Annotated in this window: 15 protein-coding genes; 8 read left to right on the top strand and 7 right to left on the bottom strand. The window is 69.4% G+C overall.

Annotated elements, in window-relative coordinates; translation table 11 throughout:
- Nucleotides 1-24 precede the first annotated feature (24 nt).
- The 5 genes from KZC52_RS10005 (at nt 25) to KZC52_RS09985 (ending at nt 6385) form a co-directional block, all read left to right on the top strand.
- Nucleotides 25-1299: a type III PLP-dependent enzyme domain-containing protein gene (locus KZC52_RS10005; RefSeq protein ID WP_247623900.1), complete on the top strand. Its 1275-nt coding sequence runs from the start codon at nt 25-27 to the stop codon at nt 1297-1299.
- Nucleotides 1300-1476: 177 nt separating this feature from the next.
- Nucleotides 1477-2670 (top strand): class I SAM-dependent methyltransferase, encoded by a 1194-nt coding sequence (locus KZC52_RS10000; RefSeq protein WP_247623899.1) that lies wholly within the window; start codon nt 1477-1479, stop codon nt 2668-2670.
- 409 nt (nt 2671-3079) lie between these two features.
- Complete coding sequence (locus KZC52_RS09995) at nt 3080-4408, top strand: quaternary amine ABC transporter ATP-binding protein (protein ID WP_247623898.1); 1329 nt, start codon at nt 3080-3082, stop codon at nt 4406-4408.
- Nucleotides 4405-5394, top strand: coding sequence for an ABC transporter permease (locus KZC52_RS09990; RefSeq protein WP_247624741.1), 990 nt, complete (start codon nt 4405-4407; stop codon nt 5392-5394). The genes KZC52_RS09995 and KZC52_RS09990 overlap by 4 nt, the downstream gene beginning before the upstream one ends.
- 73 nt (nt 5395-5467) lie before the next feature.
- On the top strand, nt 5468-6385 hold the full coding sequence (locus KZC52_RS09985; protein WP_247623897.1) for a glycine betaine ABC transporter substrate-binding protein: 918 nt from the start codon (nt 5468-5470) through the stop codon (nt 6383-6385).
- A 123-nt stretch (nt 6386-6508) separates the two neighbouring features.
- On the opposite strand, the gene KZC52_RS09980 is transcribed toward KZC52_RS09985, so the two are convergent.
- From KZC52_RS09980 to KZC52_RS09965, 4 genes are read right to left on the bottom strand one after another with little or no spacing between them, the layout of a single operon-like run.
- On the bottom strand, nt 6509-7276 hold the full coding sequence (locus KZC52_RS09980; protein ID WP_247623896.1) for an ABC transporter permease: 768 nt from the start codon (nt 7274-7276) through the stop codon (nt 6509-6511).
- Entirely contained in the window at nt 7273-8043 is a 771-nt protein-coding gene (locus KZC52_RS09975) for an ABC transporter ATP-binding protein (protein ID WP_247623895.1), read from the bottom strand. Before KZC52_RS09975 ends, KZC52_RS09980 begins: the two co-directional genes overlap by 4 nt.
- Nucleotides 8040-8411 carry a DUF1048 domain-containing protein gene (locus KZC52_RS09970; protein ID WP_247623894.1) on the bottom strand — a complete coding sequence of 124 codons (372 nt, stop codon included), beginning with the start codon at nt 8409-8411 and terminating at the stop codon, nt 8040-8042. The genes KZC52_RS09975 and KZC52_RS09970 overlap by 4 nt, the downstream gene beginning before the upstream one ends.
- A 1-nt stretch (nt 8412) precedes the next feature.
- Nucleotides 8413-8799: a PadR family transcriptional regulator gene (locus KZC52_RS09965; protein WP_247623893.1), complete on the bottom strand. Its 387-nt coding sequence runs from the start codon at nt 8797-8799 to the stop codon at nt 8413-8415.
- Between the two features lie 188 nt (nt 8800-8987).
- Between KZC52_RS09965 and KZC52_RS09960 the strand changes: the two genes are divergently transcribed.
- From KZC52_RS09960 to KZC52_RS09950, 3 genes are all read left to right on the top strand, one after another.
- Nucleotides 8988-9734 (top strand): hypothetical protein, encoded by a 747-nt coding sequence (locus KZC52_RS09960; RefSeq protein WP_247623892.1) that lies wholly within the window; start codon nt 8988-8990, stop codon nt 9732-9734.
- The gene (locus tag KZC52_RS09955) at nt 9628-10962 is read left to right on the top strand and encodes a CLIPPER-2 domain-containing protein (protein ID WP_247624740.1); all 1335 of its coding nucleotides are present in this window, start codon (nt 9628-9630) and stop codon (nt 10960-10962) included. Before KZC52_RS09960 ends, KZC52_RS09955 begins: the two co-directional genes overlap by 107 nt.
- Before the next feature lie 246 nt (nt 10963-11208).
- Nucleotides 11209-12183, top strand: coding sequence for an FUSC family protein (locus KZC52_RS09950; RefSeq protein WP_247623891.1), 975 nt, complete (start codon nt 11209-11211; stop codon nt 12181-12183).
- A 7-nt stretch (nt 12184-12190) separates the two neighbouring features.
- Here KZC52_RS09950 and KZC52_RS09945 read toward each other — a convergent pair whose 3' ends face one another.
- The 3 genes from KZC52_RS09945 to KZC52_RS09935 are packed head-to-tail and all read right to left on the bottom strand — an operon-like array spanning nt 12191 to nt 15615.
- Entirely contained in the window at nt 12191-13501 is a 1311-nt protein-coding gene (locus KZC52_RS09945) for a threonine/serine exporter family protein (RefSeq protein ID WP_247623890.1), read from the bottom strand.
- Nucleotides 13502-13534: 33 nt separating this feature from the next.
- The gene (locus KZC52_RS09940; RefSeq protein WP_247623889.1) at nt 13535-14890 is read right to left on the bottom strand and encodes an anaerobic C4-dicarboxylate transporter family protein; all 1356 of its coding nucleotides are present in this window, start codon (nt 14888-14890) and stop codon (nt 13535-13537) included.
- Nucleotides 14887-15615, bottom strand: a complete 729-nt coding sequence (locus KZC52_RS09935; RefSeq protein WP_247623888.1) for a Type 1 glutamine amidotransferase-like domain-containing protein — start codon at nt 15613-15615, stop codon at nt 14887-14889. The genes KZC52_RS09940 and KZC52_RS09935 overlap by 4 nt, the downstream gene beginning before the upstream one ends.
- Between the last annotated feature and the right edge of the window lie 4 nt (nt 15616-15619).

Here is a 15619-nt window from a genome sequence, read left to right as displayed (position 1 = left end):
CGAACCCCACGCGAAGGACACCCCATGGCACGGCTTCAGGACGGGTGGGGCGACGAGCGCCTCACCGCACGCGACAAGGGAATCCCCGAGCGAGCGATCGGGCTGACCGTCGACGAGTTCCTCGCGACCGGGCCCCGGCTGTCGGAGTTCTGGACGCCGATCATCGCGCTCGACGACGCCGCGATGCGCCACAACCTCGCGGTGATGGCCGACTGGACCTCCGCCCGAGGCCTGCAGCTCATGCCCCACGGCAAGACGACCATGGCACCCGCGCTCTGGCAGCGTCAGCTCGACATCGGATGCCCCGGCATCACCCTCGCGACCATGGGCCAGGTGCGCACCGCCCGCACCTTCGGCCTCGACGGCGTCATGCTCGCGAACGCCGTCGTCGATGCGCGCTCGCTGCGGTGGCTCGCGGGCGAGCTCGCCGACCCCGACTTCCGCTTCGTGAGCTGGGCGGACTCCCTCGAGACCGTCGACGCGATGGAGCGCACCCTGCGCGAGACGGGTGTGCCGCGTCGGGTCGACGTCTGCGTCGAACTGGGAGCGGAGGGCGGGCGCACCGGCGCCCGGAGCGTCGAGGCGGCGATCGAGATCGGGCGTCGGATCGCGGCATCCGATGTGCTCCGCCTCGCCGGCGTCGGCGGCTACGAGGGCGCGCTCGGGCACGACCGATCGGATGCCGCGCTCGCCGCCGTTCGCGCCTACCTGGCCGACCAGCTCGTCGTGCACGAGGCCCTCGGCGACCTCTACGACGAGGGCGATGTCTTCGTCACAGCGGGCGGCAGCGCTTATTTCGACCTGGTCGCCGAGGTCTACGCGCCCGCGATCGCCCGCGACTCCCGCACCCGGTTCACGCTGCGATCGGGCGCGTACATCGTGCACGACGACGGCTTCTACCGCGGCATCTCGCCTCTCGACGCGACGTTCCCCGGCACGGAGGCGGGCGGGGCGTTCCGCTCGGCGATGCGCGGCTACGCGCGGGTCGTCTCGCACCCCGAGCCCGCGCTCGCCCTGCTCGACGGCGGCAAGCGCGACTTCCCCTTCGACGAGGGGCTGCCCGTCGTGCACGGGGTCGCCGGGGATCTCGGTGAGGCGCTCGCGCCGCTCGCCGGGGCATCCATCACCGCGATGAACGACCAGCACACGTTCCTGCGCGGGGCGGACGTCGCGATCGGCGACGTCGTCGCCCTCGGCCTCTCGCACCCGTGCACCGCGTTCGACAAGTGGCACTTCCTGCCCGTCGTCGAGTCGGCCGAGTCGGACCGCGTCGTGGAGCTCGTGCGCACGTTCTTCTGAGGGCTCTCTCGTGGTGGGCCCTTCGACAAGCTCAGGGACCCAGCTGCTGAACCCTGGGTCGCTGAGCCTGTTGAAGCGTCCCGGACCCTGGTTCCTGAGCGAGGAGCCCTTCGTCTCGCTTCGCTCGCTCAGGAACCGCGCAGCGACGAGACGGAGGGCCCCGCGTACAGTGAACGGGTGCCGGAGTTCCCCTACAGCCGCCTGCGTCGCTTGCCCGATGTCGAGGCCGAGAACCTGCAGGCGCACGACGCGACCGACCTGCTCCTCACCGAGCGTGCGCTCGCGCTCGCCGTGGAGCGCGGTGTCGCCGGCCCGGAGGTCGCGGTCATCGGCGACGAGTACGGGGCGATCACGCTCGCGCTGACCGATGCCGGGCTGCGCGGCATCCGCGTGCACCATGATCTGGCGACCGGTCGCCGTGCGCTCGACCGCAACGCCGCCGACCTCGGGATCGACGGCTTCGTCGCGCACGAACTCGACAGGTCGCTGCTCGACGGCGCGCGACTCGTGCTGCTGCAGCTGCCGAAGGCGCTCGCCGAGCTCGAGGAGATCGCGGATGCCGTGGCCCGCTGGGCCGCCCCCGATGCGGTGCTCGTCGCCGGCGGGCGCGTGAAGCACATGACCATCGCGCAGAACGAGGTGATCGGGCGCAGCTTCGGCATCGTGCAGGCGCAGCGCGCCGAGCGGAAGTCGCGACTCGTCATCGCGTCGGATCCGAAGGAAGTGCCGGTCGCGCGGCCTTTCCCGGTGATGGCCACGCATGACGGGTTGACGCTCGTCGCGCACGGCGGGGCGTTCGCCGGGGCGAAGCTCGATATCGGGACGCGGGTGCTGCTCGACGTGCTGCGGGGTGGGGCCCTTCGTCTCGCTTCGCGGTCCCTGAGCGAGGAGCGCAGCGACGAGACGAAGGGCGCTCAGGAACCGACGAAGGGCGCTCAGGTCCTCGACCTGGGCTGCGGCACCGGAGCCCTCGCCGTCTCGTACGCCCGGGCGCACCCGGATGCCCGCGTGATCGCGACCGATCGCTCGGCCGCAGCCGTCGCCTCCGCCCGTGCGACCGTCGTCGCGAACGGCGTCGCCGACCGGGTCACGGTGACCCACGACGATGCGGCCTCCGAGGTGCCGACGGCATCCGTCGACGTCGTGCTGCTCAACCCGCCGTTCCACCTCGGGGCGAGCGTGCACACGGGCGCGGCGACGCGCCTGTTCGAGGCATCCGCTCGTGTGCTCCGACCCGGCGGAGAGCTCTTCACGGTGTTCAATTCGTCACTCGGATACCGGGCCGAGCTGACCCGTCTGATCGGCCCGACCGAGCAGCTGCACCGCACGCCGAAGTTCACGGTGACGCGCAGCATCCGTCGCCCGCGCTGAGGGGTCAAAACACGCCGCGATCGGATGCCGCCGCACGGCGTGTCTCGACCCCTCAGGGGGCACGGGAAACGCTCGCGGCACGCCCGCTCGAGATTCGCTAGATGCCCGAGCAATTCCCCGGTCAGCACGCGATTCTATGAGTATGCCGATAGACCGGATTTGCCCCTGACCGGCCATTTCGTTACGTTGGTCTGTGGGCCTGACGGCCCGAAGACCAGTCCGCGGCCACGTCCTTCTTTCGATGAGCTGTGCTGCGAAGAGGCGTGGACGTACGGTCGTTGCTCTATCGCGGTGGATCCGAAATCCGCCGTCCGTGCCGCCACAGCAGACATGTCGAACGGCCTCGAGAGCATCACCCGGGCGTAACCGAAGCAGGCTCAGCCACCCGAAGGCGAGCCGCAGGGGAAACGTGTCCGAAACCGTTCTAGAAGCGCGCAATCTTTTCAAGGTGTTCGGGAAGAATCCGAACCAGGCCGTCCGCCGGCTGAAGGCGGGCGAGAGCCGAACGCAGGTCGCCGAGGCGGGAACCGCCGCCGTCATCGACGCCAGCTTCACCGTCAACCGCGGTGAAATCTTCGTCATCATGGGGCTCTCCGGCTCCGGGAAGTCCACCATCATCCGCATGCTCAACGGCCTGCACCCCGCCACCGACGGATCTGTCACGGTGAACGGCGACCCGATCACCGGCATCCCGGCGTCGCGTCTGCGCGAGATCCGCCGCGACCGCGTGTCGATGGTCTTCCAGCACTTCGCCCTGCTGCCGCACCGCACGGTCGCCGCGAACGTCGCCTACCCGCTCGAGCTCAAGGGCGTCGCCAAGGCCGAGCGCCTCGCGAAGGCCGAGGAGATCCTGTCGCTCGTGGGCCTCGAGGGCCAGGGCGAGAAGCTGCCCTCCGAGCTCTCGGGCGGAATGCAGCAGCGCGTCGGCATCGCCCGTGCGCTCGCCGCCGACAGCGACATCCTGCTGATGGACGAGGCGTTCAGCGCCCTCGACCCGCTCATCCGCCGCGAGATGCAGGAGCAGCTGCTCGAACTGCAGCAGAAGCTGCACAAGACGATCGTGTTCATCACGCACGACCTCAACGAGGCGATGTTCCTCGGCGACCGGATCGCGGTCATGCGCGACGGCCGCATCGTGCAGATCGGCACGCCGGAAGACATCCTCACCGACCCGGCCAACGACTACGTCGAGCAGTTCGTGCAGGACGTCGACCGCGCCCGCGTGCTCACCGCCGGCAACGTGATGGAGCGTCCGCGCCCCGTCGTCGCCGAGGGAGCCGGCCCGCGCACCGCGCTGCGCCAGATGCGCGACGCCTACATGTCGGCGACCTACGTCGTCGGCCGCGACCGGCAGCTCGTCGGCATCGTGACCGACCGGGATGCCGTCAAGCTCGTGCGCAAGGGCACCTCGACCCTGCGCGACATCATCAAGCCCGTGCCGCAGAGCGTGAGCGAGGACGAGGTGCTCATGAATCTGTTCGTGCCCGCGGTCGAGTCGCCGCTGCCCCTCGCGGTGACGGATGCCGCCGGCCGACTCGCCGGTGTCATCCCGCGCGTGACCCTGCTCGCAGCCCTCGGCCCCGGCCCCGGTGCGACGGGCGAGCTCACGCTGCCCCTGCTGCCGATGCCGCAGGCCGAGATCGACGCCGTGCTCGACGACGGCTGGACGGCGGACCCTTCGACAGGCTCAGGGGCCCAGGTCTACGGGGACGCCCCCACGAGTGAGGAGGTGCGCTGATGGACTTCCGCATTCCCCTCGGTACGTGGGTCGCTGCCGGTGTCGACTGGATCAAGGACAACCTCGACGGTTTCCTCGGTGCGATCTCGTTCGTCGTCTCGTTCCTCGTCGACGGTCTGACGCGCGCGCTGCTCAGCCCGCACTTCATCGTCATCATCGTGATCGCCGCGCTCATCGCGTGGCTGGTGCGTTCGTGGCAGCTCGCGATCGGCACTGTCGTGTCGTTCGGTCTGATCGTCGCGATGAACCTCTGGGTGCCCGCGATGCAGACGCTCGCGCTGGTGCTCGTCGCCGCCGTGATCGCCGTCGTCATCGCGATCCCGCTCGGCATCTGGTCCGCCCGCAACGCCACCGTTCGTGCGATCCTCAAGCCGGTGCTCGACTTCATGCAGACGATGCCCGCCTTCGTCTACCTGATCCCCGCGATCGTGTTCTTCAGCATCGGCGTCGTGCCGGGCCTCGTCGCGACCGTGATCTTCGCACTGCCTCCGGGCGTGCGACTGACCGAACTCGGCATCCGCGGTGTCGATTCCGAGACCGTCGAGGCCGGACAGGCCTTCGGCGCCAAGCCGGGGCAGATCCTGCGCGGCATCCAGCTGCCGCTCGCGATGCCGACCATCCTCGCCGGCGTCAACCAGGTCATCATGCTCGCCCTGTCGATGGCGGTCATCGCCGGTATGGCGGGCGCCGACGGCCTCGGAAAGCTCGTCGTCGAAGCGATCTCGACCATCAACATCGCCAAGGGCGTCGAGGCCGGCCTGGGCGTCGTGCTCATCGCCGTCTTCCTCGACCGCGTGACCGCGGCGTTGGGCACGCTGGGGGAGAACCCGTCGTCGCTGCTCGGCATGCTCGCGCGTCGCAAGGCGAAGCAGCGCGGTGCCACGGCATCCGCTTCGTCGTCCGGTTCGACGGATGCGACGGATGCCGCCGACGAGGCCGAGCGCCACGTCGCGTCGCCGCACCGCGCCCCGGTCACCACCGCCTGACGTCTTCCCTTCCGAAGCACCACTGCAGTACCCGCAACACGGCACACATCCATACGTGACGAGAGAGATACACATGAAGAAGAAGCTCCTGACCATCGCGGCGATCGGCGCCGCAGCATCCCTGACGCTCGCCGGTTGCAGCGGCGACGGCATGGGCGGCACCGGAGGCGGCTCCGACAGCGGCGACGCCGGCTCGGGCGACAAGGGCACGATCACGCTCGGATTCCTGCCGTCGTGGACCGACGGCCTGAGCACCGCGTACCTGCTGCAGGACCAGCTCGAGAAGATCGGCTACACGGTCGAGATGAAGACGCTCACCGAGGCCGGCCCGCTGTACACCGGCCTCGCGCAGGGTGACGTCGACATCTACCCGTCGGCCTGGCCCGAGCTCACCCACAAGTCCTACATGGACACCTACGGCGACGACATCGAAGACCTCGGCGCCTACTACGACAACGCCAAGCTCACGATCGCGGTTCCGGAGTACTCGGAGCTGAACTCGATCGAGGACCTCGCCGGCAAGGGCGCAGAGCTCGACGGCAAGATCTACGGCATCGAGCCGGGTGCCGGTCTCACCGCGCAGACCCAGTCGATGCTGCCCGAGTACGGCCTCGACAGCGAGTACGAGCTCGTCACCTCGTCGACCGCCGCGATGCTCACCGAGCTGAAGTCGGCGACCGACAAGCAGGAGGACATCGTCGTGACGCTGTGGCGTCCGTTCTGGGCCAACGACGCCTTCCCCGTGAAGGACCTCGAAGACCCGAAGGGTGCCATGGGCGACCCCGAGGCCCTGCACTTCCTGGGAACGAAGGGCTTCGCCGAGGAGTTCCCCGAGGCCGCGGAGCTGATCGAGCAGATCAAGCTCGACGACGCCCAGTACGGTTCGCTCGAGGACCTCGTCGTGAACGAGTACGGCGAGGGCAAGGAAGCCGAAGCGGTCGACGCGTGGCTCGAGGAGCACGGCGCGGACTTCGACTGGGTCGTCAGCTGATCTGACGCTCTGTCTCGCCCCGCGCTGCAACGCGATGGGCGGATTTCTCGCCGATGGGCGGAGGATTCTTCTCGAATCCTCCGCCCATCGGTGTTTTCTCCGCCGGAACGATGATGCCTCGGGTCACCGCACCTTGCGGCGGTAGGCGAGCATCGCGAAGGCGTACGCGACGATCAGGATACCGACGCACCAGGCGAGGGCGACCCAGATCGCGGACCCCACGGGCTCGCCGGCGAACAGCGCCTGGATTGTGTTCACGATCGACGTGACCGGCTGGTTCTCGGCGAACCAGCGCACGGGCCCGGGCATCGTGTCGGTCGGCACGAAGGCCGAGCTGATGAACGGCAGGAAGATCAGCGGGTACGAGAACGCGCTCGCCCCGTCGACCGTCTTGGCGCTGAGTCCGGCGATGATCGCCAGCCAGGTGAGCGCCAGGGTGAACAGCAGCAGGATGCCGATGACCGCGAACCATGCTCCGACGCTCGCCCCGGTGCGGAAACCCATCAGGAACCCGACGCCGAAGATGATCGCCAGGGTGATGCCGTTCGCGACGAGCGAGGTGAGCACGTGCGCCCACAGCACGCTCGATCGGGCGATCGGCATGGAGTGGAAGCGCTCGAAGATGCCGCTCTGCAGGTCGGTGAAGAGCCGGAACGCCGTGTAGGCGATGCCCGACGCGATCGCGATGAGCAGGATGCCGGGGAGCAGATAGTTCACGTAGTTCTCCTGGCCGGTGCTCTGACGCAGAGCCCCGCCGAAGACGTACACGAACAGGAGCATCAGGGCGATCGGGGTGACCGCCGTGGTGATGATGGTGTCGGCGCTGCGGAAGATGTGCCGCATCGACCGGCCGGTGAGGGTCGCCGTGTCGGCGGCGAAGTGCGTGCTCATGCTGCGTCCTCCTTCGGGGCGCTCGGGCCGACCAGCGAGAGGAAGATCTCCTCGAGCGTCGGCTGCTTCTCGACGTACTCGACCTTCGCGGGAGGCAGCAGTGCCTTCAGCTCGGCGAGCGTGCCGTTCGCGATGATGCGGCCCTCGTGCAGGATCGCGATGCGATCGGCGAGCTGCTCGGCCTCGTCGAGGTACTGGGTGGTGAGCAGCACGGTGGTGCCGGTGTGCGCGAGGTCCTTCACGACCTGCCACACCTCGAGGCGGGCCTCGGGGTCGAGACCCGTGGTGGGCTCGTCGAGGTAGATGACTGCGGGGTCGCCGATGAGGCTCATCGCGATGTCGAGGCGGCGGCGCATGCCGCCGGAGTAGGTGCCGACCTTCCGGCCCCCGGCATCCGTCAAGCGGAAGCGGGCGAGCAGATCGTCGGCGATCCGTCCCGCGCCGGGCAGATGCCGCAGCTTCGCGACGAGCACGAGGTTCTCGCGTCCCGTGAGGATCTCGTCGACGGCGGCGAACTGGCCGGTCAGGCTGATCGTCTCGCGCACCTTCAGCGGGTCGCTCGCGACGTCGTGTCCACGCACGTTCGCCGTGCCGGCATCCGCCGTCAGCAGCGTCGAGAGGATGCGCACCATGGTCGTCTTGCCGGCGCCGTTCGAGCCGAGCAGGGCGAAGATCGACCCCGCCTCGACCTCGAAGTCGACGCCCTTCAGCACGTGGAGGTCCTTGTAGGACTTCTCGATACCGGTGACGGTGATCGCTGCGGTCATGACTCCTTCTCCTCGTCTCTCGCTTCGTCGACGGCCTTGATCAGGCGCGCCCGCTCCTTGTCGATCCACTGCACTCCGCCGTACGACTCGGCGTAGGTCTCGGCGAACTCGACGGGGTCGTCGCCCACGATCGCCGAGATCGGAGTGCCGTCGATCGCGGCCCGCTCCCACAGGTCGGCGAGGCCGAGGAAGATCTGCACCAGGGTGTCGCCGTCGGTGATGCCGCCGTAGTACATCGAGTAGCGGTGCTGGGCGTTCGCCACCGAGCGGTAGGGCTCGGGGAGGGCGTCGATCCGCTTCTTCGCGTCGCGGTACTGCTTCTTCTGCTCGAGCGATCCGGTGAGCGCTTCGATCCACTTCGCAGCCATGTCAGTTCTCCTCTTTCGTGGTGTGGGTGTCGTTCGTGTCGTTCGGGGTGTTCGTGTCGTTCGTGATCGCGGGGTTCAGGCCGTCGATCCGTCGCGCGAGCAGGTTCCAGGTCTTCCAGAACTCCGCCAGCTCGTGGGTGCCCTGCGCGTTGAGCGTGTACACCTTGCGGGGCGGGCCCTTCTCGCTGGGCACCTTCTCGACGTCGACGAGCCCGCGCTGCTCGATCCGCACCAGCAGCGCGTACACGGTGCCCTCGGCGGTGTCGGTGAAGCCGTGCTCGCGCAGGCGTGCGGTGATGTCGTATCCGTAAGCCGGCTGCTCGGCGAGGAGCGCCAGCACGATGCCCTCCAGGGTGCCCTTGAGCATCTCGGTCATCTGCTTGCCCATCAGGTTCGCCTCCCTCTCATCCGTCGGTACTCAGTGATACTGGGTACCGGTACAAAGTAACACTAGGTACCGGTACTTAGCAACACTGAATACCGGTTACATCGTCAGACACCGGTCCCTGCCTCGTTGTTGATCAACGGGAAGGCGTCGATGGGGCGCCGCTGCCCGTCACAACTCCAGGGGGAGAAATGAAGTTCACGAAGATATCGGCGCTGGCCGGTGCGGCGACGCTGGTGTCGCTGCTGCTCACGGGGGTGGCGGCCGCACCGGCGACCGCGGCGCCCATCGATGCGACATGCGGCTACGCGGAGGAGGGCACCGGCGGCAAGTTCACCGACTCGATCTGCTGGTTCGATTTCGCCGGATACGACCAGTCCATCGGCCTGACCGCGGAGGGGCAGCGGTTCGAGACCACGCTCGGCGAGTACGACATCGCCTACACGGTCACCCAGCGGCCCACGGGCATGGGGTGGCAGCCGCGCGGCGTCGAGGCGCGACCGTCGACCGACCCGTTCTTCCCGATGGGCAACTGGGACTACTACGACGGCATCCCGGGCCTGCCCTACCTCTACGCCAACCGCGGCGCCTCGTTCGGCTCGGTGCAGATCAACATCGTCGACTTCGAGGTCACGCTGAAGGGCGTGCCGGTGACCGGCTACGACCTGGTCACGGCCGCCCCCGAGACCCCCCGACGCCATCGTCGGCTCGCTGGGCGAGCGGATCTTCTGGGACTCGGATCAGCCGCTCACGATGATCGACAGCACGACGCCGATCACCTCGGGCGGGGGATGCACGATCCCGCTCGCCGGCGACGGAACGCGCGCCGCGGTGTGCAACCCGGCGAACGCCGGAACCACGAGCGCCTTCGGCACCATCCTGGCCGCTCCGTCGGCCACCTCGATCTCCGGCACGCTCTTCCTGAACTCGGCCGGTGAGCGCGAAGCGCTCGCCTTCGGCATCCGCACCTCCACGCTCACGCTCGAGAAGAGTGTCGACGGTCGCGTCGACCCGCTCGACTCGTTCGACGTGCAGGTCGCCTCGCCGGAGGGCGTCGCCCTTGCGACCGCCACGACCGGCGCCGATGACACCGCCGCCACCTCCGCGACCACCGTGATCCCGAGCGGGGCGTTCACGCTCTCCGAGGCGGCCACGGCCGGAGCGCCGAGCCCGCTGGACTACTACGACGCGGCGTGGACGTGCACCAACAACACCGAGGGCAGCACCACCGTGCTCCCGAACGGCACCGATCCGGCGCAGCAGCTCACGCTCGCCGCGGGTGACTCGGTCGACTGCGTCGTGACGAACACCGCCAAGCAGGCGTCGCTCGGCCTCGTCAAGTCGGTCTCGCCCGCCACGGCATCCGTCGGCGACACGGTCGTCTACGACTTCGCGGTCACCAACGACGGCGCACTGCCCGTCGAGAACCTCGTGATCGATGAGACGACGTTCACGGGCACGGGCGAGCTGGGCGACATCGTCTGCCCGGTCACCACGCTCGCGGTCGGCGAGTCGACCACGTGCCAGGCCCCGTACGTCGTGACCCAGGCCGACATCGATGAGGGCCTGGTCTCGAACGAGGCGACCGCGTCGGCCGGCGTGGTGGGCACCTCGGTGACCGTCGATGCGAACTCCTCGACCGCGCTGCTCGACACCCCGGGCACCGGACTGCTCGACGTCGTGAAGACGGTCGACAGCCCGACCGCGGCCGTCGGCGACACCGTGCTGTACACGCTGACCGCCACGAACGCGGGCACCCTGACGCTGTCGGACGTGGAACTCTCGGACGTCGACTTCACGGGCGCGACGCCGCTCGACGAGCTGACCTGCGACAAGAGCGCACCGGTCACGCTCGCTCCCGGTGAGACGCTCACCTGCACGGTCGAGTACGAGGCCGCGGTCGCCGATATCGGCACCGTCACCAACGACGCGAGCGGCACGGCGACCGATCCGCACGGCGACCCCATCGCCGGGAGCGACTCGGCTTCGCTCTCGGTCGTCGCTGCGCCGGTGCTGCCCGAGACGCCGGATGCACCCGTCGCGCAGACCGGCGCGACCCTCGCCATCACCGGCGGCGACGCCCCGTGGCTCGTCGGCGGCGTGGGCGCGATCCTGCTCCTCGTCGGAGCATCCGTGCTGGCCTTCCGTCGCGCACTCCGGAGCTGATCCGCGCGCGACACCGGAGCGCCTCGGACCCTCGGGTCCGGGGCGCTCCGTGCGTCGGGGCCGTACCCGGTCCTCCTCCGCTGCCGAGCCGTCGGGGCCCGCCCCGGCACAACGTCGGAGACTCGAGGAGACACACCGAGTCGACGGCATCCGTGGCCGGGGTGTCGGGTCGGATCTCCGAAGTCGTGCGGGCAGCGGGAGGTGAGGTGGTGGTGCCGCCCGGCCGGACGGGCCAGAGTGGGGGACATGGCGTCGGCGGTCGCGTGGTCGTGGCGGAACGCCCTGCACGGGGCGGTGCTCGGGGTGCCCGCCGGGATCGCGATGCTCGCCGACCCCGTCGACGGCTTCACGACCGGGCTCACGCTCGCGGTCGGTGTGCTCCCGGCGGCCGGACTGGGAGTGGCGGCGACCCGGCCGCAGCGGGCGCGCGGCCTCGTGGTCGGCGCCATCGCGGCGGCGGCCATCTTCGTCGGATCGGTGATCGGACGGATGCCGGCACTCGCCGTCTGCGTGATCTTCGTGCTCTGCGTGGCCGTGGCGCTGCTCGCGGCCGACCGCTCCCGTCGCCTCGCGACCCCCGTGCTCGTGCTCGGGCTGCCGTTGATCGGCGTCGGGCTCTCGTTCGCCTCGATCGGCGAGGGGGCGGGTGCTGCGCTGCTTATCCTCGCGGGCACCGTCTACGCGTTCCTCGTCTCGCTGCTCTGGCCGGCTCGGGAGTCCGCCGTGCGCCCCGTCGCCCCGCCCGCCACCCGCGGGGCGATGCTCGTGTACGGCATCCAGATCGGGATCGCGGGTGCGCTCGCCGCGGCGTGCGGCTTCGCCCTCGGCGTCGACCACCCGGGGTGGGCGTGCGTCGCGGCGCTCATGGTGAGCCGACCGGCGCATGCCGCGCTGGTGTCGCGGGGGTGGGGGCGCGCGCTCTCGGTGCTCATCGGTGCGGTGCTGGCCCTCGCGGTCGCCGCCCTCTCGCCGCCGTCGGCCGTGTTCGCCGTGATCGTGGTCGTCGTGCTGGCGGCGGCGACGGGCACCGCGGGCAGTCGCTGGTACGTGTTCCCGCTGTTCTCAACGCTGATCGTGCTGTCGTTCCTCATGGGTCCTGAGGGCGACGCGCCCGCGCACTGGTTCCTCGAGCGCCTGGGCATGACCCTGCTCGGCATCGCCCTGGCCCTCGCCGCGGCGGCCGTGGTGCCGCGCGTGGCCGCACCACTTCGGAGATCGTGACGGATCCCTAGCGCCGCCGCCAGGGCAGCAGCCGGTCCCACACGCCGCGCGGGGCCTCGGCGACGACCGTCGGCGGCGGCACCACGAACTGCACGATCTCCTCGGCCCCGTGGTGCACGACCCGATACAGCGCCGTGCCGATCAGCACGCCCAGCGCGATCGACATGACCGAGACGAGAGCGGCCAGGAAGTCGGCGAGTCCGCTGTCGGTGGCGACCGCCTCGGTGAGCCCGACGAGCCCCGCGGCTCCCGGAACGAGCAGCCAGAACGCCGGCAGGAACGTGATCTGCGCGGGGGCGCCGTGGCGGAGCGAGGCGATCCAGAACACGACGAGCGTCATGGCGACCGCACCGATGAATCCGCCCATCGTCGCGCCGAGCAGCACCGACCCCGCCCACTGGCCGCTGTAGGCGGCGATCAGAGCGAGCAGCACCCATCGGAACGTCGACGCGGGTGCCGAGAAATGCAGGTAGTTGCCGAGGGCGAAGACCAGGATGCCGATGAGCGCCACCCACCACGGCAGGAAGGCGCTCGCGGCGAGGGGCTCGTACGAGCGGGATTCGACGCCGATCACGGTGCCGGCGGCGAGGATGCCGAAGGCCAGCAGTGCGAGTTGCACGAAGCCGTAGACCAGTCTCGACGCCCCCGAGATCATCTGCCCCGCGGCGAGCTCGACGGTCGCGGTGGTGAGCACCCCGCCGGGCAGGAACGTCACCAGCGGCGCGATGAGCAGGCGGATCGGGTCGCCGATCTCGATCACCTCGGCGAGCAGGAACACCGCCGTCGCGCACACGAACGCGGCGGCGATCGGCAGCACGAGCTGCAGGGTGGGCGAGCGTACGAGCTTGAGCAGCCCGATCCCCGCACCCAGCACGAACGCGACGATCGCGCCCTGCCAGGTGGGGGTGAGCAGCAGCGCGAGGCCCGTCGTCAGCACGGCGTGGCCGAACGTGCGGGTGACCCAGCCGAGGCGCGGGCGCATCGCGCCGATCTCGTTCAGGCGACGGATGCCGTCGAGCGGTGGCACTTCGCCGGCCCTGGCCCGCGCGATCAGCTCGTACAGCGCGGCGATCTGATCGAAGCGGAACGAGGCGTTCGTCGCCGAGCGGATCGCGACCCGCGACTCCTCGTCGTCACCCGTCTCGACGAGGATGATCGTCGGCAGCACCACGAAGTCGGTGTCGTCGCCCCCGTAGGCGTCGGCGACCTCGGTCATCGTGTCGCGGATGCGGTCGACCGATTCGGCCGAGGCGTTCATCCCCTGCGCCAACCCGAGCAGGAACTGGCGCAGGGCCGAGCGGTCGACGGCATCCGTCATGCCGCCGGCCCGCCCTGCGCGTGCGCCGTCATGTCACGAGAACAGGAACGACAGCATGACTCCGACGATGATCGCGACGCCGACGTACACGAGGTTCGGCAGCTGGAACGAGTGGTCGAAGACGTACTTTCCCATCTTCGTCGTGCCGGTCTGGTCGAACGCGACGGTCGCGACCTGGCTGCCGTTGGCGGGCAGCGTGTAGATGCCCATGGTCGACGGCCAGAGCCCCACCAGCAGAGGTGCGGGTAGGCCGATCGTGATGCCGATCGGTACGATCGCGTTGGTCGCACTCGACTGGCTGGTGGTGAGCATCGCGACAGCGAACAGCGCCAGCGCGAACAGCAGCGCCCCGAGGAACGCCGACGACCCCGAGACCACCGAGCCGAGCCCGTCGACGATGAGGGTCTGGTTCGCGGCGACGAAGGTGTTGGCGAGCCACGCGATACCGAAGAGGGCGATCGCACCGACGAGGCCGGCGGGGAACGTCGGCTGCTTCGGCACATCGGATGCCCTGACCTTGCAGAACACGAAGATCAGCGCCGCGATCACACCCATCACGACCTCGATGATCACGGTGACGCTGAGTCGCACCGGGTCGCCGGAGTCGTCGGTGCCGATCACCGGACGAAGGCCTTCGAAGAGTCCGAAGAACACGATCACGCCGACGCCGATGAGGAACAGCGCGGCGGAGAGCACCGCGGTCGGGGCGAGCTTGTTCTCGTGGGCATCCACCGTCGGCGGCTGGATCTGCTTGTCGGCCAGACGGCGCTGGAACTCGGGGTCGTCTTCGAGGTCCTTGCCGTGGCGCATCATGACGAGCGCGGCGACGAACAGGCCCGCGATGGATGCCGGCCACATGATGAGCAGCAGCCCACCGAGGTCGACGCCCTGCGGCGCGAGCAGCACCACCATCGACGCGGTGGCGGCCGAGACGGGCGAGCAGAGGATGCCGACCTGCGAGGCGACCGCCGAGACCGACAGCGCCCGTTCGGGGCGGATCTTCTGCTGGTACGACACGTCGTAGATCACGGGGAGCAGCGGGTAGAAGATGTTGCCGGTGCCCGCGCCGACCGTGAAGAGGAACGACATGGCGGGCGCGAGGAACACCACCGACTTCGGTTTGCGCCGGATCACCTTCGCCGCGACCGACACCATCCAGTCGATGCCTCCGGCCGCCTGCATCGTGGATGCCGCGGTGATGACCGTGATGACGATGAAGACGGCATCCACCGGGGCGTTGCCGGGCGCTTCGCCGAAGACGAAGATCAGCACGGCGACGCCGACGAGTCCCCAGACGCCCAGGCCGATCCCGCTCGTGCGGGTGCCCATGTAGATCGCGAGGATGACGACGATCAGCTGCGCGATGAGGATCCACACGTTGTCGTTCATGACGACGGTCCCCGCGTGATGGGGCCGGTGCCCGTGAGGATCTCGGTCGCGAGCTCGGTCTCGACGATGCGTCCGTCGATGGCCTCGACCCGCAGGGCCAGGGGGTTCTCGGCCGGGCTGATCGCGGTGACGAAGTCGGCGTTCTCGAAGTGCAGCGACTGCAGGTTGCCGACCGCGTAGCCCGTCGCGAGCTCACCGCTCAGCAGCGAGTCGTGGAAGAGCGGGCGCCGCTGGTCCTCGGCGTCGTAGTGCGGGCAGAAGCTGCCGTGCAGGAACCCGAGTCCTTCGGGGAGCACCTGGAGGGTCGGACCGTAGCTGTCGGTGGTTCCGCCCTCGAACCAGCAGATGCCGCCGGCGCTGCCGCCCGTGAACACGACGTTCGAGTCGGGGTCCTCCCACATCTCGCGCATGATCTCGTCGAGGCCCTGCCGCTTCCACACGTCGAGCATGTTGGCGGTGTTGCCGCCGCCGACGTGGATCACGTCGAAGCCCTTCACGAAGCCGGCGAGATCGTCGACCGCGCGGTGGAAGAGCGGAAGGTGGTGCGGCGCGCACCGGTCGGAGTCGTACGTCGAGTAGAAGCTCACGATGTACGCGGCGTCGTCTCCGGTCGCCGTGCCCACGAAGAGGACCCTCGGTCTCTTCTTGCGTGTGAGACCGAGGATGTAGTCGTGCGTCGGATCATTCCGACGCTCCATCATCGCCTTGCCCGCTCCGGTTGCCACCACA

The organism is Microbacterium galbinum, assembly GCF_023091225.1.
Classification (GTDB): domain Bacteria; phylum Actinomycetota; class Actinomycetes; order Actinomycetales; family Microbacteriaceae; genus Microbacterium; species Microbacterium galbinum.
Note: the sequence above shows the minus strand (reverse complement) of the source record. Positions and strands in the feature narration are given on the sequence as shown.

Bases quoted from the DNA above. Each gene is read 5' to 3' on its own strand.
- KZC52_RS10005 (WP_247623900.1), top strand. From the start codon at position 25: ATGGCACGGCTTCAGGACGGGTGGGGCGACGAGCGCCTCACCGCACGC.
- KZC52_RS09985 (WP_247623897.1), top strand. From the start codon at position 5,468: ATGAAGAAGAAGCTCCTGACCATCGCGGCGATCGGCGCCGCAGCATCC.
- KZC52_RS09980 (WP_247623896.1), bottom strand. From the start codon at position 7,276: ATGAGCACGCACTTCGCCGCCGACACGGCGACCCTCACCGGCCGGTCG.
- KZC52_RS09975 (WP_247623895.1), bottom strand. From the start codon at position 8,043: ATGACCGCAGCGATCACCGTCACCGGTATCGAGAAGTCCTACAAGGAC.
- KZC52_RS09970 (WP_247623894.1), bottom strand. From the start codon at position 8,411: ATGGCTGCGAAGTGGATCGAAGCGCTCACCGGATCGCTCGAGCAGAAG.
- KZC52_RS09965 (WP_247623893.1), bottom strand. From the start codon at position 8,799: ATGGGCAAGCAGATGACCGAGATGCTCAAGGGCACCCTGGAGGGCATC.
- KZC52_RS09960 (WP_247623892.1), top strand. From the start codon at position 8,988: ATGAAGTTCACGAAGATATCGGCGCTGGCCGGTGCGGCGACGCTGGTG.
- KZC52_RS09950 (WP_247623891.1), top strand. From the start codon at position 11,209: ATGGCGTCGGCGGTCGCGTGGTCGTGGCGGAACGCCCTGCACGGGGCG.
- KZC52_RS09945 (WP_247623890.1), bottom strand. From the start codon at position 13,501: ATGACGGATGCCGTCGACCGCTCGGCCCTGCGCCAGTTCCTGCTCGGG.
- KZC52_RS09940 (WP_247623889.1), bottom strand. From the start codon at position 14,890: ATGAACGACAACGTGTGGATCCTCATCGCGCAGCTGATCGTCGTCATC.